At 61.9% G+C, this 25,123-nt stretch carries 24 protein-coding genes and 1 pseudogene; 11 read left to right on the top strand and 14 right to left on the bottom strand.

What is annotated here, in order from left to right:
* The first annotated feature begins 26 nt into the window (after positions 1 to 26).
* From M2360_RS13085 to M2360_RS13040, 10 genes and pseudogenes are all read left to right on the top strand, one after another.
* Entirely contained in the window at positions 27 to 1,328 is a 1,302-nt protein-coding gene (locus M2360_RS13085; RefSeq protein ID WP_280775592.1) for an ABC transporter substrate-binding protein, read from the top strand.
* Positions 1,325 to 2,110: an ABC transporter ATP-binding protein gene (locus M2360_RS13080; protein ID WP_280775591.1), complete on the top strand. Its 786-nt coding sequence runs from the start codon at positions 1,325 to 1,327 to the stop codon at positions 2,108 to 2,110. Before M2360_RS13085 ends, M2360_RS13080 begins: the two co-directional genes overlap by 4 nt.
* Positions 2,091 to 2,798 (top strand): ABC transporter ATP-binding protein, encoded by a 708-nt coding sequence (locus M2360_RS13075; RefSeq protein WP_280775590.1) that lies wholly within the window; start codon positions 2,091 to 2,093, stop codon positions 2,796 to 2,798. The genes M2360_RS13080 and M2360_RS13075 overlap by 20 nt, the downstream gene beginning before the upstream one ends.
* The gene (locus tag M2360_RS13070; RefSeq protein WP_280775723.1) at positions 2,791 to 3,648 is read left to right on the top strand and encodes a branched-chain amino acid ABC transporter permease; all 858 of its coding nucleotides are present in this window, start codon (positions 2,791 to 2,793) and stop codon (positions 3,646 to 3,648) included. The genes M2360_RS13075 and M2360_RS13070 overlap by 8 nt, the downstream gene beginning before the upstream one ends.
* A 35-nt stretch (positions 3,649 to 3,683) precedes the next feature.
* Positions 3,684 to 4,628 (top strand): branched-chain amino acid ABC transporter permease, encoded by a 945-nt coding sequence (locus tag M2360_RS13065; protein WP_280775589.1) that lies wholly within the window; start codon positions 3,684 to 3,686, stop codon positions 4,626 to 4,628.
* A gap of 26 nt (positions 4,629 to 4,654) precedes the next feature.
* Positions 4,655 to 5,662 carry a phenylacetaldoxime dehydratase family protein gene (locus M2360_RS13060; protein WP_280775587.1) on the top strand — a complete coding sequence of 336 codons (1,008 nt, stop codon included), beginning with the start codon at positions 4,655 to 4,657 and terminating at the stop codon, positions 5,660 to 5,662.
* 35 nt (positions 5,663 to 5,697) lie between these two features.
* Entirely contained in the window at positions 5,698 to 6,711 is a 1,014-nt protein-coding gene (locus M2360_RS13055) for a carbon-nitrogen hydrolase family protein (protein WP_280775586.1), read from the top strand.
* Between the two features lie 232 nt (positions 6,712 to 6,943).
* Positions 6,944 to 7,223 (top strand): annotated as a pseudogene (locus tag M2360_RS13050) (ATP-binding protein); the annotation flags it as partial.
* Between the two features lie 297 nt (positions 7,224 to 7,520).
* A complete protein-coding gene (gene dusA, locus M2360_RS13045; protein ID WP_280775585.1) occupies positions 7,521 to 8,540 on the top strand; it encodes a tRNA dihydrouridine(20/20a) synthase DusA in 1,020 nt (339 codons plus the stop codon).
* Between the two features lie 143 nt (positions 8,541 to 8,683).
* On the top strand, positions 8,684 to 9,277 hold the full coding sequence (locus M2360_RS13040) for a J domain-containing protein (protein WP_280775584.1): 594 nt from the start codon (positions 8,684 to 8,686) through the stop codon (positions 9,275 to 9,277).
* 38 nt (positions 9,278 to 9,315) lie between these two features.
* On the opposite strand, the gene M2360_RS13035 is transcribed toward M2360_RS13040, so the two are convergent.
* From M2360_RS13035 to M2360_RS12995, 9 genes are all read right to left on the bottom strand, one after another.
* Positions 9,316 to 10,314 (bottom strand): flagellin, encoded by a 999-nt coding sequence (locus tag M2360_RS13035; RefSeq protein WP_280775582.1) that lies wholly within the window; start codon positions 10,312 to 10,314, stop codon positions 9,316 to 9,318.
* Positions 10,315 to 10,641: 327 nt separating this feature from the next.
* Entirely contained in the window at positions 10,642 to 11,133 is a 492-nt protein-coding gene (locus tag M2360_RS13030; protein WP_280775581.1) for a histidine kinase, read from the bottom strand.
* Between the two features lie 109 nt (positions 11,134 to 11,242).
* On the bottom strand, positions 11,243 to 12,580 hold the full coding sequence (locus tag M2360_RS13025; RefSeq protein ID WP_280775580.1) for a CAP domain-containing protein: 1,338 nt from the start codon (positions 12,578 to 12,580) through the stop codon (positions 11,243 to 11,245).
* A 236-nt stretch (positions 12,581 to 12,816) separates the two neighbouring features.
* Entirely contained in the window at positions 12,817 to 13,281 is a 465-nt protein-coding gene (locus tag M2360_RS13020; protein ID WP_280775579.1) for a DUF3828 domain-containing protein, read from the bottom strand.
* Between the two features lie 114 nt (positions 13,282 to 13,395).
* Entirely contained in the window at positions 13,396 to 16,353 is a 2,958-nt protein-coding gene (gene uvrB / locus M2360_RS13015; RefSeq protein ID WP_280775577.1) for an excinuclease ABC subunit UvrB, read from the bottom strand.
* A 112-nt stretch (positions 16,354 to 16,465) separates the two neighbouring features.
* Complete coding sequence (locus M2360_RS13010; protein ID WP_280775576.1) at positions 16,466 to 16,816, bottom strand: PAAR domain-containing protein; 351 nt, start codon at positions 16,814 to 16,816, stop codon at positions 16,466 to 16,468.
* A 6-nt stretch (positions 16,817 to 16,822) separates the two neighbouring features.
* A complete protein-coding gene (locus M2360_RS13005; RefSeq protein ID WP_280775574.1) occupies positions 16,823 to 17,998 on the bottom strand; it encodes a DUF1501 domain-containing protein in 1,176 nt (391 codons plus the stop codon).
* A gap of 18 nt (positions 17,999 to 18,016) precedes the next feature.
* Entirely contained in the window at positions 18,017 to 19,534 is a 1,518-nt protein-coding gene (locus M2360_RS13000; RefSeq protein ID WP_280775573.1) for a DUF1800 domain-containing protein, read from the bottom strand.
* A gap of 73 nt (positions 19,535 to 19,607) precedes the next feature.
* Positions 19,608 to 19,961, bottom strand: coding sequence for a DMT family protein (locus M2360_RS12995; protein WP_280775572.1), 354 nt, complete (start codon positions 19,959 to 19,961; stop codon positions 19,608 to 19,610).
* 167 nt (positions 19,962 to 20,128) lie between these two features.
* Between M2360_RS12995 and M2360_RS12990 the strand changes: the two genes are divergently transcribed.
* The gene (locus M2360_RS12990; protein WP_280775571.1) at positions 20,129 to 20,947 is read left to right on the top strand and encodes an RDD family protein; all 819 of its coding nucleotides are present in this window, start codon (positions 20,129 to 20,131) and stop codon (positions 20,945 to 20,947) included.
* Here M2360_RS12990 and M2360_RS12985 read toward each other — a convergent pair whose 3' ends face one another.
* The 5 genes from M2360_RS12985 to M2360_RS12965 all read right to left on the bottom strand — a co-directional run bounded on the left by M2360_RS12985 (position 20,948) and on the right by M2360_RS12965 (position 25,023).
* Complete coding sequence (locus M2360_RS12985; protein ID WP_280775569.1) at positions 20,948 to 21,343, bottom strand: acyl-CoA thioesterase; 396 nt, start codon at positions 21,341 to 21,343, stop codon at positions 20,948 to 20,950.
* A 46-nt stretch (positions 21,344 to 21,389) separates the two neighbouring features.
* Positions 21,390 to 21,920 carry a molybdopterin-guanine dinucleotide biosynthesis protein B gene (gene mobB, locus M2360_RS12980; RefSeq protein ID WP_280775567.1) on the bottom strand — a complete coding sequence of 177 codons (531 nt, stop codon included), beginning with the start codon at positions 21,918 to 21,920 and terminating at the stop codon, positions 21,390 to 21,392.
* Positions 21,920 to 22,561 (bottom strand): molybdenum cofactor guanylyltransferase MobA, encoded by a 642-nt coding sequence (mobA, locus tag M2360_RS12975; RefSeq protein ID WP_280775566.1) that lies wholly within the window; start codon positions 22,559 to 22,561, stop codon positions 21,920 to 21,922. The genes mobB and mobA overlap by 1 nt, the downstream gene beginning before the upstream one ends.
* 7 nt (positions 22,562 to 22,568) lie before the next feature.
* Positions 22,569 to 23,468 (bottom strand): DMT family transporter, encoded by a 900-nt coding sequence (locus M2360_RS12970; RefSeq protein WP_280775564.1) that lies wholly within the window; start codon positions 23,466 to 23,468, stop codon positions 22,569 to 22,571.
* 136 nt (positions 23,469 to 23,604) lie between these two features.
* Positions 23,605 to 25,023 carry a diguanylate cyclase gene (locus M2360_RS12965; protein ID WP_280775563.1) on the bottom strand — a complete coding sequence of 473 codons (1,419 nt, stop codon included), beginning with the start codon at positions 25,021 to 25,023 and terminating at the stop codon, positions 23,605 to 23,607.
* Between the last annotated feature and the right edge of the window lie 100 nt (positions 25,024 to 25,123).

Genomic DNA, 25,123 nt, shown 5'->3' with positions numbered 1-25,123 from the left:
AGCCTTCATGCAACTGGGAGCTCACCATGAAAGTGACAGACAGATCCGGCCTTCTCCTCAATCGCAGGCAGCTGATCGGCGGCGCCATTGTCGGTGCTGCGGCGGCGACCGTGCCCAACCTGTTTCCGACCCCGGCCATCGCCTCTACCTCAAGGCTGAAGATCGGCTATCTCAGCCCGCGCACCGGCAATTTCGCCCCCTTCGCCGAGGCGGATGGCTTCCTGCTCAAGCAGTTGAGAGAGGCCTTGAGGGGTGGCATCGTCAACAAGGGCAAGACCTATGAGATCGAGTTCGTCGATGTCGACGATCAATCGAACCCGGATCGGGCCACCAGCGGCGTTCAGAAGCTGATCAATGCCGACGCGGTAAATCTGGTCCTTGCGCAGGGCGCCGTCACCGTGGGCAATGTCTCGGCGCAGTGCGAACTGGCCGGCATTCCCTCGATCACCACGAACACGCCGTGGCAAGCCTGGATGTTCCCGCTCGGCGGGGCGCCGGATGTTGGCTTCGAGTTCTCCAACCACTTCTTTTGGGGCATGGAAGACATCATGTCGACCTATATCGGCATGTGGTCCGGAATAGAGACTAACCGGAAGGTCGCGACCTGCTTTACCAATGACATTCCCGGTCAGGCTTTTGCCGATGCTGCACTGGGCTTTCCGGCGGCGCTGAAAGCGTCGGGCTACGAGGCAGTCGATGTCGGGCTGTTCGAGCCGGGCGCGAACGATTTCTCGCGCCAGATCGCGGCCTATCGCGATGCGGGGTGCGAGATCATTACCGGTCTCTTCGATCCACCGGACTGGGTCGTGTTCTGGCGCCAGGCCCAGCAGCTCGGGTTCAAGCCGAAAGTTGCAACCGTCGCAAAGGCGCTGCTCTTTCCGGCCGGCATTCAGGCGCTTGGACCGTCCGCGAACAACATGTCGACTGAGATCTGGTGGACGCCGAAGTATCCCTTTCAGTCTTCGATTACCGGTCAGTCCGCAGCGGAGCTTGCTTCCGCCTATCAGCAGGATACGGGCAAGCGCTGGACTCAGCCGATCGGCGTCATCCACGCGCTGTTTGAAACGGGCGTTGCTGCATTGAGGACGGCCGAAGATCCGACCGATCCGGCGTCTGTACAGGCGGCGATCTCGGCGATGTCGCTCGACACGATTGTCGGAAAGCTGGACTGGGCCTCTAGCCCGATCAGGAACGTTGCCAAGATGGCTATTGCCGGCGGCCAGTGGGATGTGGCCGACAACGGCGATTTCGAGCTCGCCGTCACCTACAACAAAAACATGCCGACAGTCCCGGTGGATCGTCCGTTCAGCGTGGTGCTGGGCAAATGAACCTAGTGCAGGAACAAACGGTTGGCGCCGTGCAGCCGCCTGTTCTCGCTGTTGTCGGCATCGAGAAATCCTACGGGGGAGGGCCGCGTGTCCTCTCCGGTGTCGAGTTCGCGGTGCCGAAAGGAGAGCTTCTGGGCGTCATCGGCCCGAACGGCTCGGGCAAGACGACGCTGTTCGGCGTCGTCTCCGGCCAGCTTCGTCCTGATGCCGGATCCGTCCTCGTTGACGGCGAAGACGTCACGCGCCTGAGTGCAGCACAACGGGCCTGCAAGGGGGTTGGCAGGACTTTCCAGGTGCCGCAGTCCTTTCAGCGTATGTCCGTCTATGAAAACCTGCTGGTCGGTGCGCGCTTCGCAGCAGGTCTGGGCGCACGGGCGGCGGAGCAGTATGTGTTGCAGGTGCTGAAGCAGACCGGCTTTGCCAACAAGGCCGACATGCTGGCGGGAAACCTGCCGCTCCTCGACCGCAAGCGGTTGGAACTGGCCCGCGCTCTGGCGACGCGTCCGAAACTTCTGCTGCTCGACGAAATCGCCGGGGGTCTGACGGACGATGAGGCGCACGAGATTGCAGCGACCGTTGCCGAGATCAACAAGAGCGGTGTCACGGTGATCTGGATCGAACATCTCGTTCACGTTCTGACCTCGACGGCCCGCAGTCTGATCGTGCTGGGCGAAGGCAGGATCCTGGCCCAAGGCGAGCCTGGGCAGACCATGGCCACGCCCACCGTCCGTCAACTCTACCTTGGAATGGAGCCGGAGATCGATGGTCCTCTCTGTCCGTAACCTGCAGGCGAACTATGGCTCTCTGAAGGTCCTCTTCGGGGTCGACCTTGACCTGGGCGAAGGCGAGACCCTGGCCCTGGTCGGGGCCAATGGGGCCGGCAAGACAACGCTGTTCAGCATCCTCACCGGTCTTCTCCCTGCCGCCCAAGGCGACGTGCAACTGCAGCGCCGGTCACTCTCCGGTCTCTCTGCGCGCCAGCTCGTCCGGCAGGGGATCGCCATGGTGCCGGAGGGGCGCAAGCTTTTCCCCAGCCTATCCGTGGAAGAGAACCTCATGACCGGGGCCTATGCCGGGCGACCCGGTCCCTGGCAGCTCGACCGCATTTATGAACTGTTTCCGACGCTTGAACCCTTAAGGAACCGACCGTCGCCGGCCCTGTCTGGAGGGCAGCAGCAACTCGTTGCCATCGGGCGCGCCCTGATGGCCAATCCCATTCTGCTGCTCTGCGACGAACTCTCGCTCGGGCTCTCTCCTTCGGCGGTCGACACGGTCTATGCCGGGTTGCGCAAGGTGCGCGAGGAAGGCGTCTCCATGGTCATCGTCGAGCAGGACATTGCCCGCGCGCTGACAGAAAGCGACCAATTTGCCTGCATGCGCCACGGTGAGATCGCGCTCTCGGGTGTCTCGCGGGGTGCTGATCTCGCCGCAATCTCGGCGGCCTATTTCGGAGAGAAGCACCATGCTTGAACTGATGATTAACGGTGTCTTCACCGGCTCACTCTACGCGCTTTTCGGCATCGGCCTCGCCGTCACCTTCGGCCTCATGCGGCAGATCAACCTCGCTCATGGCGATCTGATCGTACTGTCTGCCTACCTGGCCTTCTTCATGGTGGACTTGACCGGACTGCATCCAATCCTCGTGCTCCCGTTCGTGGCGTTGCTGATGTTCGCTGTTGGCTATGTGCTTCAGAGGTTTGTCCTCAACCGCACCATGGGTCAAAGCGAGTTGTCGCCCCTGCTCGTCACCTTCGGACTATCTGTCATCCTGCAGAACGCACTTCAGGAGATGTTCAGCGCCGATACTCGCAGCCTTGACCCAGGCGCCATCGGCCCGCTCTCGATCGACATCGGCGGCGTCTCTGTCGGCGTGATGCCGATGGTATTCCTTCTACTCGCCGTTGCCGTCTTTGCGATCGTCTCTTTGTCTTTCAAGGGCACCAATTTCGGCCGTGCATTGCGCGCCACGTCGGATGACGGACGCACTGCAAGGCTGATGGGTATCGAGATCCATCACATCTTTGCGCTGGCGCTGGGGTTGTCGCTCGCAATGTCTGCCGTTGCGGCCATCTTTCTCGGCATGCGCGCGACCTTTTCCCCCGCTGCGGGACCGGAGCGCATGCTGTTTGCCTTCGAAGCAGTCGTTCTCGGCGGACTCGGCTCGATTTGGGGCACGTTTGTCGGCGGGATCGTTCTCGGTCTGGCGCAATCGCTCGGCCAGAGCATCTCGCCCGTCTATGGACCGATTACCGGTCATATCGTCTTCCTGATTATCCTTCTGATCCGCCCGCAGGGCCTGATTGCAAAGAGGGCAAAATAATGCGCGGCGTCTCGATATCATCCCTGCCCAGAACCATGACCTTTACTCTGGCGCTTGCCGTCGTCCTTCTCGCCCTGCCGGCGCTTGCTGATAGAGCGGGTTTGTCGCTCGCCACCGAGTTCTGCGCGGTGCTCGCCATCGCGATCATGTGGAACTTGCTGGCTGGTTTTGCGGGCATCGTCTTCATCGGCGTGCCGCTGTTCATCGGAACTGGTGGCTATGTGCTCTATCTGCTGGCCAACGCGCTTGGCGTCCCGCCTTATGCGCTCATCGCAGTCGGGGGTGTCGCCGCAGCCCTGGTGGCTCTCATCGTCGCACCGCTTCTGTTCAGGTTGAATGGACCGCAGCTTGCCATCGGCTCCTGGGTTCTGGCGGAAATTGCGCGCCTGGCCGTGCTGCTGTCGCCGTCGCTGGGCGGCGGCGGGGGAATGAACCTCAGCGTCATGCGGCTGGTCGATCGTACGTGGCGGATGACGTTCAATTTTTATGCAGCAGCAGCAGTCCTGATGGTGTCGGTGATTGTCTGTTTGGTGCTGATGCGCTCCCGCTTCGGGTTGGCGCTGCGGGCCGTGCGTGACAGCGAGCATGCTGCCCAGGCTATGGGCGTGAATGTTGCACGGGTCCGTTATGCCACGCTGGCGATCGCCGCCTTCACAACAGGCTGCGCCGGCGCCGCCTATTACATTTCAAGCGTGCAGATTTCGCCCGCCAGCGCCTTTTCCATGAACTGGACCGCCATGGTGATCTTCATCGTCATCATGGGTGGGCTGGGCTCCATCGAAGGCCCGATCATCGGCGCGATCGTCTACTTCGTGTTGCGCGAATACCTTTCGGGATTGGGCAGTGGCTACTTCATCCTCTCTGGCCTGCTGGCCATCGGCATCACGATCTATCGCCCCCAGGGGCTCTGGGGCATCGCTCGCAGCTGGCTCCGGTTCGATCTCCTGCCCGTTCAACACCGTCCCCGTCCCATCGTCTGAAGACCTGATCCATTCGGAGAACTGCCATGAAACCTGAAAAACCCGTCTCGGCCATGCCAGAAAACTGGGAACCTCCCGTGCCCGCATGGTCTGCCATGCCAAGAGCGGACAAGACTACCATCGCCTATCTCAGTGCGCAGAATAGTGACCGGTCTTTAGCGCAGGAGGGACTCTCCCGCATCCAGGCCTTCCTCACGACGGAAGGCGGCCCCTTCCATGTCGACTTCGCGATATCAAGCATGGGCGCTGCTCCCACGGATGCCTTTGCCATCGCCTACTTCAACGGCCCAACCCATTTCGATGCCTGGGCCCAAGCGTCCGGTTTTGACGCCTGGTGGAAGAGCGACGCCCGGCTCTCCGATGCCTGCGGCTATTGGCAGGAGCGCCTGACGCTTCCGGCGCAACGTATGGAGAGCCTACATTCGTCGATGGCGCCTGATGGCCATGCCCATGGTGTCGACCTGAAGGGTCCGGTTCGCGAACACAATTACTGGGGTGGAATGCGCGATCGGATTGCCCTGTCCAAGGACGACTGGCTCGACACCCCGATCACAGACACTTTGGCGCGCCGTTCGACCGGGCCGGGGACACGTATCGTCGTGAACGCCCCGCTGAACCTCTGCATCATCCGATCGGGCCAGGACCTTACGGATGCGAGCGCCGAAGAGCGCGCAGTCTATAGCGAGGTCGTCGAGCCTAACCTGGCCGCCGGCATGACCTTTCTCGCGGAGCAAGGTCTGGAGATCGGCTGTGCCGCCTCCCGCTATGCCGTTGAAATCACCTCCGACGGCACGCCGCTTGCCCGCACCTTCGGCAACTGTCTCTTTGTCAGCATGAAGCACCTTGAGGACTGGGCCAAGAGCCATCCAACCCACCTCTCGATCTTCGGCAGCTTCTTCAAGCTGCTGAAGGCGCGCGACAACAAGATCAGCCTGCGGCTCTGGCACGAGGTGGTCGTACTGCCAAGCGGCGAGCAGCATTTCGAATACATCAACTGCCATCCCGGCACGGGCATTTCGGGCCTGTTCCAGTAACTTCCCACCCCCCCCAAGCAAGAAGGAACTTCACCATGAAGCCAATCAAAGCAGCTGCAGTTCAGGCGGCCCCCGTATTCCTCAACCTCGACGCGTCCATCACCAAGGCGGAAAAGATCGTCGCCGAAGCCGCATCAAACGGCGCCAAGCTGGTGGCGTTTCCGGAGACCTGGCTGCCCGGTTATCCCTGGTTCATCTGGCTGGGCGCTCCAGCGGAGGGCATGAAGTTCATTCCGACCTACCATGAAAACAGCATGGAACTACATTCGCCGGAAATGAAGCGTCTGCAGAAGATCGCGGCAAAACACGAGGTGACCCTCGTCATGGGCTATTCAGAGCGCGATGGCGGCAGCCGCTACATGTCGCAGGTCATCATCGGGGAGGAGGGCGAGATCCTGCTCAACCGCCGCAAGCTGAAGCCGACGCATGTCGAGCGGACGATTTACGGAGACGGCGACGGTTCCGATATCAAGGTTGTCGAATCGGCCTTTGGTCGCCTGGGCGCTCTCAACTGCTGGGAGCACATGCAGCCGCTGGTGAAGATGGCGATGTATGCGCAGCATGAAGAAGTTCATGTCGCCGGCTGGCCGAGCTTCTGCGTCTACCGTGAAATGGCCTATGCTCTCGGGCCGGAAGTCAATCTGGGTGCGAGCCGCCAGTATGCCGTCGAGGGCAGCGCCTATGTGCTCGCGCCCTGCGCCATCGTCAGCCAGGAGATGTTCGACATCATGGCAGACACGCCACAGAAGGCGATGTTCCTCAACCCGCAGACATCCAAGCCGGGTGGCGGTTTTGCGCAGATCTTCGGACCTGACGGCCGCGCCCTCTGCGAGCCGATCCCGGAAGATCAGGAAGGCATTCTCTATGCCGATCTCGATCCGGCAATGATCGCCATCGCCAAGGCGGCCGCCGATCCGGCCGGTCACTACTCTCGTGCCGATGCCGTCAAGCTGGTGATCAACCGCGAAAAGCGCCAGGTCATGGAAGAACGCAACGTGCCCGAAAAGCCGTCTTTTGACGTCATCCCGCTGGAAGCAGAAGAAGCCTGAGGCGGCCAGCCCGGAGGCGTTGCCCTGCTGCGGCAGGCAGGGGGCAACGCCTCCCCATTCGGCTAGTCGAACGGGCCGAACATCGTCCGTGACAGGCGGGCGGAATGACTTGGACATTCCTCTCTCGTTCCGTATTCTGGATCGTTGAGGAGCTTCTGAAAATTTAGCAAAATCAGAATTTTGCGTCAATTTTGTCGGTTTTCGAAAATGCGGGGCCGCGTTGGGCCAAGTACTCGGACACTTTCCGTTCAGCGCCTCCGGCGTCGCATTACCCTTCCACCTGCTGAGCAAGCTCTATGAGCGTACCAGCGTCGCCATCGCGACCAATCTCAGCTTCGGCGAATAGGACACCGTCTTTGGCGACGCCGAAATGACGACGGCTCTGCGCGACCATCTGACCCACCGTCGCCAAATCCTGGAAACAGGAAACCACAGCTTCCGCTCCAAAAACCAGTTCGGCTGCCACAGCACAAACAAGAGGAGAAAAAGCCAACACATTGACCAAACCCTGATCAGAAAATCATACTCAGAAACGCCTCACTTCTCGGTAGAAAAACCGGCTAAGTTCCGCGTGGAAACCAACGGTCTGTTAAAGGTGTCGGTCTCGTGATAGGCTTCACCCCATCCCGCACTCGCGCCATGTAGCCGATACCGCCGTCCTTGCGCTTGCGAGCTGTGATCGTGCCCATAACCGTGCTTCAGTTGGTGCGTGAAAAACGATAATTGGTGCATTGTACCAAATTTAGTGCCAACATCGGCGGAAATAACGCAGAACGGGCGCAAACGAGACAATGAAGAAAGTGCCGTAAGTGCCTGTAAAAAAACAAAATGCTAATTATTTCAAAGCTCCCGTTTTCGCCGTGGCGCCGATGCTCGACTGGACGGATCGGCATTGCCGCTACCTGCTGCGGCTGCTCTCCAAGCGAGCGCTGCTCTATACAGAAATGGTCGTGGCGGATGCCGCGATCCATGGCAAGCGCGACAGGCTTCTGGGATTTGCTCCATCGGAGCATCCGGTTGCGCTCCAGCTCGGCGGGTCCGATGCCGCCAAGCTCTCGGAGGCGGCGCGCATCGGCGCCGACTGGGGCTATGACGAGATCAATCTCAATGTCGGCTGCCCCTCCGACCGTGTGCAGTCCGGAACCTTCGGCGCCTGCCTGATGCGCACGCCCGACGTGGTGGCCGCAGGCGTTGCGGCTATGAAAGCGGTTGTGGATATTCCGGTCACGGTGAAATGCCGGATCGGGGTTGACGATCAGGATCCCGAGCAGGCGCTCGACATGCTTGCAAAAGCCGCGCTGGCCGCCGGCGCGGACGCGCTGTGGGTGCATGCCCGCAAAGCCTGGCTGCAGGGGCTCAGTCCACGCGAAAACCGCGATATTCCGCCGCTGGACTATGACAGGGTGTACCGGCTCAAGCAAAACTATCCGGATGTTTTCATCGGCATCAATGGCGGCGTGCAGACGCTGGATCAGGCCGAGGCGCATCTCGCCCATGTCGATGGCGTCATGCTCGGGCGCGCCGCCTATCACGACATGGCGCTGATGGCTGACGTCGACGCCCGCGTCTATGGCGAACCGGCGACGTCCATTGACTGGATCGCCATTCGCGACGCGATGATGGCCTATGCGGAGGCGCATCTCGCCCAGGGCGGCAAGCTCGGCAATATCACCCGCCACATGATCGGCCTGTTTTCCGGCATTGATGGGGCGCGCCGCTTCCGTCAGATCTTGTCTTCCGACGCGGTCAAGCCCGGGGCCGGCCCAGAGGTGATCGCCCGCGCCTTCGCCGCGGTGGGAGTCGGCTCGGAACTGGCCGCAGCCGGGTGACGCACGTTTCGTTATTTGCCTGTGCTCCGTCCACAATTTCGTCGCCTGCCGGTGGAAAAAGAGAAGCGGGCCGCTTCGTGCTTGAAGCGGCGAGGGCGAGGGGATAGGCCTTGGGTCGTCGAGACGGAAGAGGAAGACGCAGCGTGATCGATCCCTATAGCGTGTTGGGCGTGGACCGCGACGCGGGCGAACAGGTGATTCGCGACGCCTGGCGCAAGGCCGCCAAAACGGCGCATCCCGACGCGGGCGGCGACGCGGAGGATTTCGCCCGGCTGCAGACCGCCTACGATGTGCTGAAGGACCCCGTGCGCCGCCGCGTGTTCGACGATACCGGCTATGATCCCGAACTGGCCGATCCGCGCGATCTGCAGGGCGTGATGATGCTGGAGAAACTGGTCAACGACGTGATTCTCGACGAGCGCGAGCCCGGCAGTTTCGATCCCGTCGCGGCGATGCGGCGCAAGCTGTCGGACGATATCGTCAAGAACCGCATGCATATTCTCGAACTCGAGCGCCATCGCAACCGGGTGCGCCAGCATATCGACCGGCTTGGCCGCCGTCCCGAGACCGATGTTCTCGGCTCGATGCTCCGGGCGCGCAGCCAGTCGATCACCGAAGCGATCCGCAAGTCGGAAGAACAGATCGTCACCATCGAACGCGCCTACGCCATGCTCGAAGGCTATAGCTACGAGCTCGAAGCGCTGGTGGAGGCGGTACGGGAAGAGGCGGCCGAGTAGGCCGGCCCGATCCGCCCCGACAGCAAGTCCAGGCGTGTTTACTGCAACAGTCTCAGCATCGATTGCGGCTCGGCATTGGCGATGGACAGCGCCTCGTAACCGAGCGATTCCTGGCCTTGCAGGGCCTTGAGGCGGGTCGATTCCTGGTTGAGATCGGCGTCCACGAGCTTTCCGACGCCTCTTTTCAGCGTGTTGGACAGCTTGTTGGCGAATTCGTTCTGCATCGACACGCGGGTGTCGAGCGCGCCGAGCGTGCCGGCGACGTCGGTGACGTCGAGCAGCATGGAATCGATCACCTGCAGCATTTCGTCGAGTTCGACGTCGGTCGTGGCGCTGGACAGCGTCATTTCCTGCGGCGTCAGCGTTGGGGAGGAATAGGAATTGGACCTTGCGACGTCAAACAGCACATATCCGGTCGAATAGCCGAGATCGACGGCGTATTGTTCCGAGGTGAGGACGCCGAATTCGCCGCCGGTGGCGTCGGAGAGATCGAGAATGGCGTAGGGGCCGTCTGTAGCGGAGTTGGAGCCGAAAAACAGGCTCTGCACCCTGACCGCATTGTCATTGCTGCGCACGAAGCCGCCGATGATTTCCTTTTCGCCGGTCAGCCAGGGGCTGTCATTGGTGGAAAACTGCACCCAGTTTTCGGCGTTGAACGTGGAGGATTCGCCGATGCTGAGGATCTGGGCTTTCAATTGCTCCACTTCGACGCCGAGTTTGTCCTTGTCGACGCCGGGTTCGCGCGCCGCGACGAAGCGGGCCTTGATCTCGGCCATGAGATCGGTGACCTGGCTGACGCCGGTATAGGCGGTGTCGGCGGTCGCAGCGCCAAGCGCGAGCGCGTCCATGACGGATGACATCGCATCGGTGTCGGAGCGCATGGTGGTGGCGATGGACCAATAGGCGGCGTTGTCGGCGGCGACCTGGACGCGATAGCCTGAAGACACCTTGTTCTGCGTATCGGCGAGATCGCCGCCGATATTGCGGATAACCTGAAGCGCCTTTGTGGCGCTGTTGTTCGTGATGATGCTCGGCATGGCCTGACGTTGAAAATGGGTGGTTTCAAAATGTCTTTCCAGCCCAGGAAAGACGGCTCCAAAACGCTGAACTATCATCAAGTTTCTGAACGAATATGGTTAACGCACGGTAAAGTTTTGATCCTATATGTTGTAGTCATTAATATCTGTGGCGGCTTTGCGCCATCAATGACTGCTCCAAGCCGCTGAAATGGCGCGATTTTGCAGCGACGCTTTCCCAGCGCCGCCCGAAAGGTTAACGCCACCGGCGACCACGCCGGCTGCGACCGGGCAAACAAAAATGGCCGGGACGAACCCGGCCATGTTCAAATAATACAATTATGTGCCTCAGTCGGCTTTGCGGATCGACTGGATGATCGAGGCGACGTCGCCATCATATTTGTCTTCGTCGCCCTGGGTGCCCCAATAGGTGAGCACCAGGATATGCTTCTCGTCGACGACGACGGCGGCGAGGCCGATGGAGGCGGCGCCGTCCTTGTCCTTGCCGCTCCAATCGATCAGCGAGATCGGCATGCCATTGATTTCGGTGTCCTGGCGCTTGGCGCTATCTGCATTGATGACGACGCCGTTGTCGGTCAGGAACTTGATCGCGTCTTCGACCGCGCTGTCGACGCTCTTGCCGTCGGCGACATCGGCGGAGAGATAAATCGCGTCTTCCGGCGAAGTGGCCTGTACGCCGGTCTCGGTTTCCTCGGCGCTCCAGGGCTCGGGGAAGGTGATGACGGCGATCGGGGCATCCGACGGGAAGGCGATGTCGCCGGCCTGTGCGAAACCGGCGAAGGAGAGGGCGGCGAGCGCCGCGATGAGAAGGCGTTTCATGATGGTTCCCCCTGAATGGAAAAATCGATTCCATAGCGGAATTTGATGTCGACGGCGCGAAAAAGGCGGCATTCTCCCAAAAATGATGGGCTGCGCCGCCTTGGAACGATCAGAGGTCGAAATCGGCGCCGGTGAGGCTGTGCTTGCCGAGCAGCCGGATCATCAGGTCCGCTCTTCCGTCGCCGTTTACGTCGCCCTGGATGAGGGTGTCGCCGCCTGATGTCGCGATCCGCAATTCGCCGGCTTTGTCGTGGAATGCCGCCGCGCCGATGAAGCTGAAATCCTGATCTCCGGACTTGCCCTGATTGGCGTCGATGGCCTCGAGGATGATGCGGTCCACATCAGAAAAATCGCTGATCACATCCGCAGTCGCGGCGGTTGCGCCGCTGTCGCCCTTGGCGAAGACAAATTGGTCGGCCCCGCCGCCGCCGGTCAACCGGTCCTTGCCGTCGGCGCCGTCGAGTGTGTCGGCGCCGTCCTTGCCGTTCAGCGCATTGGCGGCGCGATTGCCGAACAGCGACTGATTTCCCGATCCGCCGACGAGATCGACGGCGGCGATGCCCAGCGCATGGATCTGGCGGACATTGGCCGAGACGCCCGCCACATCGCCATTGGTCCAGACCTCATTGCCATTGACCACGTCGAGTTTGACATTCTCGTCGAACGCGCCGAGTTGCACCGACACTTTTCCCGTGCCCAGCGAAAAAGCGATCGTGCGGGCAGCGCCGCTATCGAACGCCAGCTCGTATCCGCCGCCAGCGCCGGTGTTGTCGCTCTCGCCGCCGCCGGCGACGCCGCGTCCGGCGATCTGTTCGCCGACGCTGAAGAAGTCGTCCTTGATCACCGTGTCCTTGTAGACCACGCCGGTGACGAACAGCGACGAGCCGCTCCGGGCGTAATCCTGGGTGACCATGGAACTGTTGAAAGTGGCGGAGCCGAAGTCGAATGCGCCCGCCTTCTGGCCGACGCCCATTTCGCTGAACAGGTCCGAGAGAATGTTCAACCGGTGTCCCCGGCCTTCGATGCCCTCGTCGACGAAGAGGTCTTTATGCTGCTCGATGATGAAGCTGGTCAGCATGGCGTTGGTCAGCGCGCCGGACGTCCCCTTCACGGCGATGTTCTCGCCGGAGGCGAAACTGCCGGAGAATATGTAGCCGGCTGTCTCCATACGATCGCCGGGATTGACGCCGGTGAATCCTGATGTGCTCTCAGTCTCGGAATGGCTGAACACATCATGGGCCAGCATCCAGGCGCTATGCGCGTCGGCGGCCTGGGCAATATCATCATTTCCGGCGAGAATCTGCTTCGGAGCGCTGGAGATCGTATCGCCCGATGCGACGCCTTCGTTGAGCGCTATGCCCATCCGCTTTGCCTCACCCGCCGGGTCCATTCGCGCCCGGTTGGTCAATTCCAGCATCAATTGTTCTTGCGCCGACATGTCAGCCATCGATCGTCTCCTCGGCTCGGGGCGTTTCATTCGCCGAGGAGAGTGTAGCGCGGATTATGGCGATGGGAAGGTGGTGCGCGGTGTCAAAATTGGGCGCAAATAGGCTTTGCGGCGCGCATCTATAGATACTAATCAATCAATGTGATTGGGCCGGTCTGGCGCGACGTCAACTGTAGCGCCCGTCTTTCATGCCCGGCGCATTATTCCGCAGGACTTTGGCGCCGAGCGCATTCTGCTCACTCTTGTTGGAGCAGTTCGCGCACGCTCCAGGGATATTCGCCCTGCAAGTTGGCAATGTCGTCGACTTTCCAGCCGCCATTCTCGCGCACCAGTGTGTAATGGAGTCTCACAGGGAGGCCGTTGGTGAACGTCACGTCCAGTTCCGCCCGGTCGCCTTTGACGACGGGCTTGCCAATCTTGAGATTTGTGGCGGCGCCGTCCTGACCGTTGATGACAGGATCGAAATTCAGCGCGCCGACCTGGCCATTGCCAAGAATTTCCCTCTCCTTCTTGAAGGCTGCGATGAGGCCCTTTGAAAGGAACGGGGTATAGAGCGAGGGGGCGTCAGGATCGCTCGTTTCGATGTCGTAGACGTAAAGAGCTTTTATCAGCGCCTGCGGGGTCTTGTAGGTCGCGGCATGAGCGCCGAAAGCGAGAAAAATGACTGACAACGTCATCGCAAAGAGAGCGGGAAGGCGCACGATTTTCCTCCTGAAAACACCGTGCAATCCTTAGGTGATGGCGCAGAGCGAGGCCAGACCCGTTTTGCTATGCGTTTTGAGGCGGTCCCGCACACGCATCGAGTTCCTGGCGCTTTACCGCCCCGGCTTCCCCGTCTTGCCCTTGCTCCTCTTCGCCTTGGCCACGTCGCCGGCGTCTTCATAACTGCCGACGCCCGGCTTGGCGCGGATCACCGCGCGGAAGCCATCGTCCTTGATGGTGTTTTTGGCGCCGGGCTTTTCCGGCAGCGGTCCTGAGGCCAGCGGCTTTTCGGTGCGGCCGACGGTCATTTCGTCGAGCGTGTTTTTTCGGAACAGCGGCTGGGCCATGTCAGTGCCTGGCCCCATATCGTCCAGCGACGGCTTGGCGAAATAGGAGGACTGGACGTCGTCTGGCTTGGCTTTGTCATTGTCGCGGGCGCGCAGCGACGCGGCCGTGCCGCCACTGGCGCTTTCGCGGGCGAGCGGATCGTCCATATTGGCGAGTTCCACCGCTTTCAGGCGCTTGACCTCGTCGCGCAGGCGGGCGGCGGTCTCAAAATCGAGATCGGCGGCGGCGTCGCGCATCTGCTTTTCGAGCGCGGCCAGATGGGCGGCCATATTGCCGCCGACCAGATCATTGGCCGTGCCGCCCTTGACGCCCTTGACCTGGATGTCGGCGCGGACATGGTCGCGTTCATAGACGCTGTCGAGAATGTCGGAGATCTTGGCCTTGACCGATTCCGGCGTGATGCCGTTGGCGGTGTTCCACTCCATCTGCTTCTGGCGGCGGCGCGAGGTTTCACCCATCGCCCGCTCCATCGAGCCGGTGATCTTGTCGGCATAGAGGATGACCTTGCCGTCGACATTGCGGGCGGCGCGGCCGATGGTCTGGATCAGCGAGGTTTCCGAGCGCAGGAAGCCTTCCTTGTCGGCGTCGAGAATGGCGACGAAGCCGCATTCGGGAATGTCCAAACCTTCGCGCAGCAGGTTGATGCCGATCAATACGTCGAAAGCGCCCAGACGGAGGTCGCGCAGGATCTCGATGCGCTCGAGCGTGTCGATATCGCTGTGCATGTAGCGGACGCGGATGCCCTGCTCGTGCAGATATTCGGTGAGGTCCTCGGCCATGCGCTTGGTGAGCACGGTAACCAGGGTGCGATAGCCTTTGAGCGAGGTCTCGCGGATTTCGCCGAGCACATCATCGACCTGGCTGCGGGCCGAACGAACCTCGACTGGCGGATCGATGAGGCCGGTCGGACGGATGACCTGTTCGGCGAAGACGCCGCCGGACTGTTCCAGTTCCCAGTCATTCGGCGTGGCCGAGACGGCGATCGTGTCCGGGCGCATCGCGTCCCATTCCTCAAAGCGCAGCGGCCGATTGTCCATGCAGGAGGGCAGGCGGAAGCCGAATTCCGCCAGCGTCGCCTTGCGCCTGAAGTCGCCCCGGTACATGCCGCCGATCTGCGGAATGGTCACATGGCTTTCGTCGATGAACAGGATGGCGTTGTCGGGAATGTATTCGAACAGCGTCGGCGGCGGCTCGCCGGGGCGGCGGCCGGTGAGATAGCGCGAATAGTTTTCGATGCTCTGGCAGGAGCCGGTGGCTTCGAGCATTTCGATGTCGTAGCGGGTGCGCTGCTCCAGTCGCTGCGCTTCCAGCAGTCGGCCGGCTTTTTCGAGTTCGGCAAGGCGAAGCTTCAACTCTTCCTTGATCGACTTGATGGCCGAATTCAGCGCCGGGCGCGGCGTGACATAGTGGCTGTTGGCGTAGATCTTGACGCTCTTCATGTCGCCAGTCTTGGCGCCGGTGAGCGGGTCGAATTCGGTGATCGATTCCACCTCGTCGCCGAACATGGTGATGCGCCAGGCGGCATCCTCCAAGTGGGCGGGAAACAGTTCGATCGTGTCGCCGCGCACACGGAACGAGCCGCGCTGGAAATCCATCTCACGGCGCTTGTATTGCTGCTCGACCAGGTCGGCGAGCAATTGCCGCTGGTCAATGCGGTCGCCAACCTCGATCTGGAAGGTCATGGCGGTGTAGGTTTCGACCGAGCCGATACCGTAGATGCAGGAGACCGAGGCGACGATGATGCAGTCGTCGCGTTCGAGGATCGCGCGGGTGGCGGCATGGCGCATCCGGTCGATCTGCTCGTTGATGGTCGATTCCTTCTCGATATAGGTGTCGGTGCGCGGCACATAGGCTTCCGGCTGGTAATAATCGTAGTAGGAGACGAAATATTCCACCGCATTGTCGGGAAAGAAGTTCTTGAATTCGGAATAGAGCTGCGCGGCCAGCGTCTTGTTGGGCGCGAGGATGACGGCGGGGCGCTGGGTCTCTTCGATCACCTTGGCCATGGTGAAGGTCTTGCCCGAGCCGGTGACGCCGAGCAGCACCTGGCTGCGCTCGCCGGTGCCGAGGCCGCCGGTGAGGTCGCGAATGGCGGTCGGCTGATCGCCGGCCGGCTGATAATCGGTCTGCATGCGGAAGGGAATGCCGCCTTCCGATTTGGCCGGGCGGACAGGCCGGTGCGGCGTCCACAGTTTGCCGTCCTTGAACAGCGGATTGCCCGATTCGATCAGCTTGGACAGCGCTTCGACCGTGGCGGTGACGGCGCCGGTGGCCAGCGCGCCTTCGGTGTCGATCTCGCCGGCGGCCTTCTTGCCCTTGCCGGCCTTCTTTTCTGCGGCGCGGGCATTGGCCTGCAGCGCTTCGGCGTCTTCAAGCGAGATTTCCAGGCCGGAAATCGGGTTGAGGCCGGCAGCGGCGCGGGTGCGCGGATCGTTGGAGCCGCCGATCGAGCCGCCGCGCGCCGAGCGCTTGTCGCCGATCTCGTTCGCCTTGGCTTTGACGGCCTGGACCTCGGCATGCTGGCGGGCGGCGTTTTCCACCGTCTTGCGGTGCTTGCCGGCCTTGGAGCGGATTTCGCGCATACTTTCGGCGCGCGACGCCTGTTCGGCCTCTTGTTCGAGCTGCTTGACCCAGTCGGTCACGGAGCCGGACAGGGGCGCGCCTTCGAAAGACGCCTGCGGGGCTTCCTCGAAGCCGGACGGATGTTTCGGAGTTTTGGCCATGCTGACTATATGGACCGGGAATCGGGGGAAATAAAGTGCCGGCGTGTACAAAAGGGAAACAGACCGACGTTTCTTGCCGACGCGCCGGTTGCGCGCGGGCGGGGTGGCGCCGTTATCTTTGCCGGCAGGTCAAATCGCCCAGGCGCGCGGTGGGCTTGCCCTCGACGCGGACGCTGGCGTCGCCGGTCGCCGCACAGACCGTTCTCTGGTCGGCGCCGCTCTTGAGATGCGCCATCGGCTGCCCCTCGATGCGGATGGAGGGGATGATATCATAAAGCGAGGCGGGGCAGTGCGCGACGTCGGACAGCCGCAGCGCCGGCCGCCCGCCGATCATCACCGAAACCGATCCCTTGAGCGCGCAATCCGGCAATGGCTGAGCGGAGGCCCAGGCCGGGCAAAAACAGGCAACGATCAGGATGGATCGGACCGATTTCGCCGCCATGATCGCGGCCTGCCTGGCCATCTCGCTTCATCCCTTGAGATAGGCCGGACGGGCGCTGGCGAGGTCCAGCCCGGGGAAGACTTTCGTGGTGAGATCGCCGGCGGAAATGTCGAATTGCGCATTCAAGAGCGACGCGGCGATTTCGCGCACGTCCGTCGTCGGCATGAGATCACGGTTTTCAAACAGGGCGTCTTCGGTCAGGCCCGGCCATTTGCCGTAGATTTTGCCGCCGCGGATCGCGCCGCCGGCGAGGATCGCCACGCCGCCGGTGCCATGATCGGTGCCGTTCGAGCCATTCTGGCGCACGGTGCGACCGAATTCGGTCATGGCCAGCACCGACGTCTTGGACCAGACATCCGAGCCAAGTTCTCGCTTGAGCGTGGTGATCGCCGCGACCAGGCTTTTCAGCGGATTCTTGAAGACATTGTTCTGATTGATATGCGAGTCCCAACCGCCGATCGAGAAATTGGCGATGCGATATTTGTCCTTCAACATGCCTGCCGTCAGCTTGGCGACGCTGGCGGCGTTGTCGGCGCGGGCGCCGGCGGCGAAAATGGCGTCGCTCTGCGTATCGGCGCCGGTCGCCTCCGCGAACGCCTTGGAAAACGCCGGATCCGAAGCATAAAGCCGCTTGAAGAACGATGCCTCGTCCGTGCCCATGTCGAGATCCGAGCGGGTTGACCAGACGTCGACCGGATTGGGGCCGGTCAGGATCAGTTCGGAAGAGGAACTCACATCAATGGCGCGGCGCATATCGACATTGCGGATGCCGCCAATCGCGCGGTTCAACCAGCCGGTCTCCTCGTCGGAAGGCGCGTCGCCGCCGGATTCGAGGATGTCCTGACCATCGAAATGGCTGCGCGTGTCCCGATAGGGAGTCGAGACGGCATGCACAAAGCCGAGTTCGCCACTTTTCCACAGCGGCATGAGATCCTTGGCCAGCGGATGCAAGCCGAAGCGACCATCGAGATCCAGCAATCCCTTGGATGGGTCGAGCGAAAGATCGGGCCGATAGCGGGCCAGCAACGGATCGGCATAGGGCTGAACGAGATACAGGCCGTCCAGCGCGCCGCGCAGCACGATGGTCACCATGCGCTTGTCGCCGGGCGCGGCGGCGAAGGACAGCGGGGTGAAGGCTGGCGAGGCGGCCGCACAACAGGCGCCGGCGAGAAAGGTTCTCCGGCTCAGGGCGATCTTTTCCATGGTCCAGTGTCCTTTTCGTCAGCGACGGTTGAATTCGGGGGACGCGAGCACCAGCGCCACGCCGGCGGCGCGGTTGGGCGCTTGGGACACGACGGTGATCGTGTCGTCGCGCGCGGCGTCGGCCAGCACGACTTTGAGAAATTTCACCGGATCAGTTTGACCAGCGCGGCGGCGCGATAGCCGCTGAGCCCAGGAAATGCGTCCGGTGACCTGGCTCGCGGAAACCCAGGCATCGAAATTTTCGGGAAATCCGGCCGGGCTGGTCGGTTGCCATATCGGCTGGCCCAGTTGGCGCAAGGCGCCGACCGTGAGCGCGTTTCGCGGCAGCCGGAGTTTGTTCGCCTTCGCCTTTTTCTTCGGTTCGGTCTTGGTTTGCTCATCATCGGCCGCCATTGTCATGTCGGCGTCTTCATCCATCGATTTCGCGGCAGTCTCGCGCTCATCCATTTCCGGCTCGGGCGTCGTCATCGCTTTCGGCTGGGGAACCGCGAAATCCCGCCCGTCCGCCACTGTAGCCCGCAAGCCGGCGACGATGAAATCGAAAGGTTGCCTCGCCTTCTCGTTCGGATTGGCCCAGGCGGCGGGGTGGTCGAGCATGGCCTTATAGACGGAACGCAGGTCGCCGTCGGTATTCGCCCAGGCGGTCGCCATGGCCTCGACGAGTTCTTCCGGCGGCTTGTCCGATACGAAATGGATGACGAGCTTGCGACAGATATGTCGGCGGGTCTGCGGCGCCGCCGCGAGATCGTCAAGCATCGCTTCGACGTCCTCGATCTTGCGCCGCGGTCCGCCATAGGTCTTTTCCAGCATCCGGATCGGCCCGGGCTCGGCGCGCTGACGTTGATAGACAACCTGTCCCTGGCCATTGACGTTCAATCCGGTCAGCACCAGCGCCGCGTTGCGCACGTCGTCCTGAGAATAGCCGCCTCCGACGCCCAAAGTATGGAGTTCGAGCAGTTCACGGCCCAGGTTTTCGTTGAGGCCCCGCTTCTCGTTCTTCTTCACGCGATCGGAATTCGGTCCCATGGATCGAACCTGATCGAGATAGATCAGCATGGCCGGATGCAAAATCGCCGCGCGCAGAAGATCGCGGAACGGGCCCGCCATGTTGGGGCGCAGCGCGTCGACTTCATAAAGAGCGACATAGAACCGCGTCTTCGATTTTTGAGCCGAGACGGAAAAATGATTGACCCAGAACATGGCCAGCCGCTCGGCGAAACCGTTTGGCGACAGCGCGGCTTGTTCGATCCGGGCGTGCTGATCGAGGTTGAACAGTAGGCGGGCCTTGTCGAGGATCTTGCTGCGCGCGGGCTGACGTTCGTCCTGAGGCAGTTCTTTCACTTTTGCGAATTGGCGATCAAGGTCTTCGATATCCGCGCGGCGCTGGTCGACGCCTCCAGCCGGAAAACGCAATTTCTCGCTGCTGGCAGCGTCCAATTGTTTCATCAGGTCATCAGGTCCCGCCGGGCCTGTCTCTCCTGGTCGCAGGCCGTAGCCGAAACGGATGGCGCTCATCGTGGCGCGAGACAGGGACATCGGTTAGCTCCTAGACGGAATGGTTAAAGCCATGCTGGCCTCGAAATCGGACGGATTTGAGGTAGCAAATCGGTCATGAACGGAAGATGAAGGAGGCGCCCAGCGCGATCAGCGCAAAACCAATAATCTGGTTGAACGTGACGCTTTCCTTGAGCCAGAACACCGAAAAGCCGACGAACACCACGAGCGTGATCACCTCCTGCATCGTCTTCAACTGCGCCGTCGAATAATGGGCGCTGCCGATGCGATTGGCCGGCACCGCCAGACAATATTCGAAGAAGGCGATACCCCAGGATGCGATGATGGCGATGACGATCGAGGTCGTCTTGTGCTTGAGATGGCCGTACCAGGCAAAGGTCATGAAGATGTTCGACAGGAACAGCATGCCGATCGGGAGGAGCGCAGGTAGATTGAATGGGCCAGACATGGAGAATCCCCGGAAGCTATGAAAACGCCGCTTTGATCGGCCCGCTGTGTGGCGCGGTCAAGACGGCGGTGGGGAAATACGCGGATTGGCGTCAGGTTGCATGGGCGGCGTTGACGTAATGTGAGGCGCGTGCGACGTCTCCCGCATCCGTCGATGAAGGAGATATTATGGACGACGCGGTCTTTCCCAAGCGCCATTTCCTGCGCCGCGGCGCGGCGTTCGTTCTGGATTGCCTGATCGCCTCGGTGCTGGCTGGCCTTGTCCTGCTGCCGCTGTCGATTGTGGCCGGCGTCGATCTCGGCGCGAGTTCGGCGGCCACCAAAGCGGTTTGCGCGCCGGCCCCGCCGCAATTGCCGGCGCTCCGAAGCATAGAGGCCGCGCTTCCGCTTCGCGAGGGCGAAATGCGCGCCGCATCGCTCTGCGTGATCAGCATTCTCGGCCTTGAGGACCAGACCTATCTGTCCGTCACCCATGTCAGCGGCTCCAGCAACGGCTCGGACGGCCTCACATACGGCGTGATGAACAGCCGGACCCTGACAGTTGGCGTCGACGATCGGGGGGAGGCGTTCACAACCGCGCCGGCCCCATCCATCGCCATTCCGCTCACCATCCTCATTCTGGCTTTCTTCATCGCCGGGGGAAAACGCGGACCGGGCAAATGGCTGATGTCGTTGCGGGTGACGACAGACGACGATGGGCCGCTCGCCTACAGGCGCGCCTTGAAGCGGGAAAGCCTCAAGCTCCTGCCGGCGCTGTGCATCTTCGCCTGGCAGTTGGTCGTCTTTCTGGAGTATTGGGTTGCCGGCGCACAGGGTGCTGATGCGGTTCCCGCCTGGACGGAGCCGAGCGTTTCGCTGATCGCGACGGCGATCCTGTTCCAGGTCTTCACCATCGTCTGGTTCTTCGGACCGTTCATCGTCTGGCGCGGCAAGACTTTTCATGACCGTTTCGCCGGCACGAAACTCGCTATCGCCGGCCGCGGCTGATCATTCTTCGGGCACGGCGGTCGGCTTGCCATCCTGGTCGAGCGCCACCATCACGAAGGTGGCGCCGGTGACTTTTTCCATGCGCGGCGACAGATAGCGTTGCGCCCAGGCTTCGACATTCAGCGTGATCGAGGTGCGGCCGACCTTGATGATGTCGGTGTAGATGCACAGCGTATCGCCGATCTTCACCGGCAGCTGGAAAGCCATTTCCTTGACGGCGGCGGTCACCACGCGGCCATGGGCGCGCTCGGCGGCGCGGATGCCGCAGGCAAGGTCCATCTGCGCCATGACCCAGCCGCCGAAAATATCGCCGGCCGCATTGGCGTCGCCAGGCATGGCCAGCGTGCGCAGGGTCAATTCGCCTGAAATGTCTGGGCGGGCCGGTCGGTCTGTCATGGCGGCGTCTCGTTTTCTTTGGATGTGATTGCAGGGCGTCTGTTTTCTAGCGGCGGCGGGCGATCCCGGCGAGGCCGAGCGTTCGAAGAATGAAATCGGCGACGCCGTCGGTGTCGTCGAGATCGAAATGCGGCAATCCGTCGGTGTCGGATGCATGGTCGGAGGCGATCGCCAGTATCTGCGGGTCAAGCGGCGCGAGCGGCGACATGCTTTTCGCCTCCCGCCGCCTCGCTTCGATCTTGGGTATCGGTTCGCGCTTATAGCCTTCGACCAGCACAATGTCGCAGGGCGCAAGGCGGGCGAGTATATCCTCGAGGCTCGGTTCCGGCGCGCCGCGCAATTCCTGCATCACAGCCACGCGGGCGCCGGACACCAGAGCCACTTCATGGGCCCCGGCCTCGCGATGCTGATGGGAATCGGCGCCGGGACGATCGACGTCGCAATCATGGTGGGCATGCTTGACGGTCGAGACGCGGTAGCCGCGCGCTGTCAGTTCCCGCACCAGCCGGACGACGAGACCGGTCTTGCCGGAATTTTTCCAGCCGGTGACGCCAAAGATCTTCGGCTGCCGATCCATCAGTGGCTCCCCTCCGGTGATCCGGCGCCGAGATGGCGGAGGGCCATGTCGAGATCTTCGGGGGTGTTGATGTTGAAAAAGGGGTCGATGACGCCAGCCGCAGTGACTGTTGCATCGAAATTCACGACGCGGACCGGCTTGTCCTCAAGAAAAGCGCGGACCTTGAGGGTCGGCGGCGCGGCCATCCAGGCGTTGAGCGCCGGCAGGATCGACACCGGCCAGAGGCCGGTCACCGGATGCATGCGCCCATTCGAGGCGGCGAGCGCCACGACATCGTCGTCTTCCAGCGTTTCGGCCAGTTGATCAAAGAGGTCGAGAGGGAAAAATGGACTATCGACGGTGATGACAGCCGCATGCGCGGCGTCCGGGCAGGTCCTGGCCACATAGGATAGAGCGGCCTGCAATCCGGCCAGCGGGCCTTGGAAATCCGGCGTCAGATCGGGAAAGGCAGGCGCGCCGGGCAGATCTATATCGGGGTCGTTTGCATTGATCGCGATGCTGTCGACCTGCGGCGCCAGACGCGCCGCGACGTGGTCGATCAATCGGTGAGACCCGAATGGCAGCAGCGCCTTCGGCCGTCCCATCCGGGAGGAGCGGCCGCCGCTCAGCAGGACGCCCGGGCGGGGTGGATGATTGCGCATGGCATGCTCACGACACGGGTTCGATAGTGGCGACTGTCAGGCGCCGCAGCTGGTTTTCGCGGTAGAACATATAGACGCCGGCGACGACGACAATCCCTGAACCGGCAATGATCCACATGTCCAGTTGCTCGCCGAGGAAAACCACGCCGAGCAGGATCGACCACAACAGGCTCGTATAGCGGAAGGGCGCGATAAACGAGATGTCGCCGGTGCGCATCGCCATGATCAGGGTCTGATAGGCGGTAAACAGCATCATCGCGCCGAATGTCAGCGCCATCAGGTCCGCGACGGCAGGCGGACGCCAGCCGCCCATCGGCTCGACGAGCAGCGCGCCGCTGATGGTGACGGCGACGGAGGCTGCGCCTGAAACAAGAAGCGTGGGTGCGCCGGGCATGATGCGCTTGGTGGCGAGGTCGCGGGCGGCGGCGGTCAAGACGCTGCCGATGACGATCAGTGAAGCGGCGCTGAAACCGTCTCCGGCAGGCCGGATGATGACCAGCACGCCTGAAAAACCGGCCGTGATCGCCAGCCAGCGCCGCCAGCCGACCTTTTCGCCGAGAAACAGCGCGGCTCCCATGGTGACGACGAGCGGAAGCGCCTGCATGATCGAGGCGGCGTTGGAGAGCGGCATCAGGCTCAAGGCATGCACATAGGCGATGGCCGCCAGCGCCTCACAGATCGTGCGCGCCAGCAGAGCGCGGTCACGCAGCATCGCGATGGAGACCGGCGGCTTCGTTCTCCAGGCGAACAGCGCGATGATCAGCGTGGTCATGGCGCCGCGCAGGAGCATGATTTCGCCGGTGTTCATATGTCCGGCGACGAGTCTGACCATGGCGTCGTTCAAGGCGAAGCCCGCCATGGCCAGCGCCATCAGCAGCGCGCCGCGTAGATTGCGATTGTCCGGCAAGGGTCCCCTCCAGCAGGAAACGCCCTTTGGATGTGCTCAAGGCGTCTCGACGGTCCCCGCCGCCTTCACGGCGCGGGGTCGCTTGCCGTCTAGACGGAAAGGAGCGGGGAGGCCAGACCTATTGTATGGTTATGTATCAGACCGCGATGGCCGGGCGATCGTCGAAATGCCCCTTGGGCGAGGAGGCGGAGCTGTGATGGAAACGCAGCGTGTTTTTGCCCGCCGCCTTGGCTTCGTAAAGCGCGGCGTCCGCGGCTTTCAAAAGATCCTGCGCCGTGACGCCCGGCTCCCAGGAGTCGGCGATGCCGATCGAGCAGCCGATAGTGGCGTCGTCGCCCGACGACAGCGGTATGGGTTTGCCAACCGACAGAAGGATCCGCGTCGCGATGGCCTGGATATAGCTGCGCTCGATCCAACCTGTCATTAGTACGACGAATTCGTCGCCGCCGAGGCGGGCCACGAGATCATTTGTCCGCAGGCAATCCTTGAGCCGCCGCGCCACTTCCTGCAGCAATTCGTCGCCGCCCGCATGCCCGTACCGGTCATTGACCTGCTTGAACCCATCAAGATCGATATACATTACGGTGACGCCGCTGAAGCCGCGCGAGACGCGGCCGACGGCATCCTCAAGATCCGTGTTGAGCCGGGCGCGATTGGCAAGACCGGTCAGGCTGTCCAATCCGGCGCGCTGTTCGCGATCCGAGATCAACCGGCTGGAATTGATGATAAACCGCGCCAGCAACAGGCCAAGTATCGCGAGGGCGATGACCAACAGCAGGAAAAACGGCATGACGATCCGCAGCATCTCGTCGCCGGGTCGCGACGGGTTCCAGATCAGATAGGTCTTCTGACCATCGCCGGCATTGCCGCGAATTTCCACTGCCGATTGGGGATGCGGCGCTTCTTCGGCGACATTGGAGAGCCGCAATTTCGCGAGGTCGAAACTCTGTTCCAGGCGATCGAGAGCGGTGTCGTCGAAGCGGTCGACGAAGACGATGGCGTAACCGGTCGGAGGGCGCTTGGCGTCCGTCACGGAAAGGACCGGCGCGACCGCGATGGTGACGGCTTGGCTCTGATAGGGCACGACGGCGGCGAAGGTCTTTGACGGGTCTTTGAGCCAGGCGCGGTAGGCGAGACGGAAGGCGTGCGGCAGCTGGACGATGTCGCCGTTGTTTTGTCGACTGCCCTTGACATAGGAGTAGATCGTCTTTCCGTTGGGATCGATGACGAAGGAGAAGTCGAGACCAAGGGTCTGCTCGGGGCCTGCGCCGATCTGGGCGCGCATCCAGGCAGGATCCGGTTTGTCGACGATATTCAGTACGGCGTCGTCCCAATAGCCGTAGTCGGAGGCGCTCGGCCCCAGACGCTCCGCCTGAACTTCCAGCGCGTGGCGCGCCAGGCGGGATTGGTGCCTGACGGCCACCTGGGTTTGATAGTCCGCGATCCACAGCAGGCCGACGAACGCCAGAACGATCAAGCTCGCCACCAGCGCGCAGAGCGGCAGAATCAATCGGCGTATGAACAGACTGCCAGCATCCGCCGCGAGATCCATCATCGCAATCCCCTCGTTAGTTGGGACAGTCCTACTCGCGATGGTTCAAATTTTCGCTAAAGTATAGGGTTAACGTAACGTCAGGTAAAAAAGTAGGCTTTGT

This window comes from Rhizobium sp. SG_E_25_P2 (genome assembly GCF_029892285.1).
Taxonomy (GTDB): domain Bacteria; phylum Pseudomonadota; class Alphaproteobacteria; order Rhizobiales; family Rhizobiaceae; genus Rhizobium_E.
This window is presented reverse-complemented; position numbering and strand designations above follow the sequence as displayed.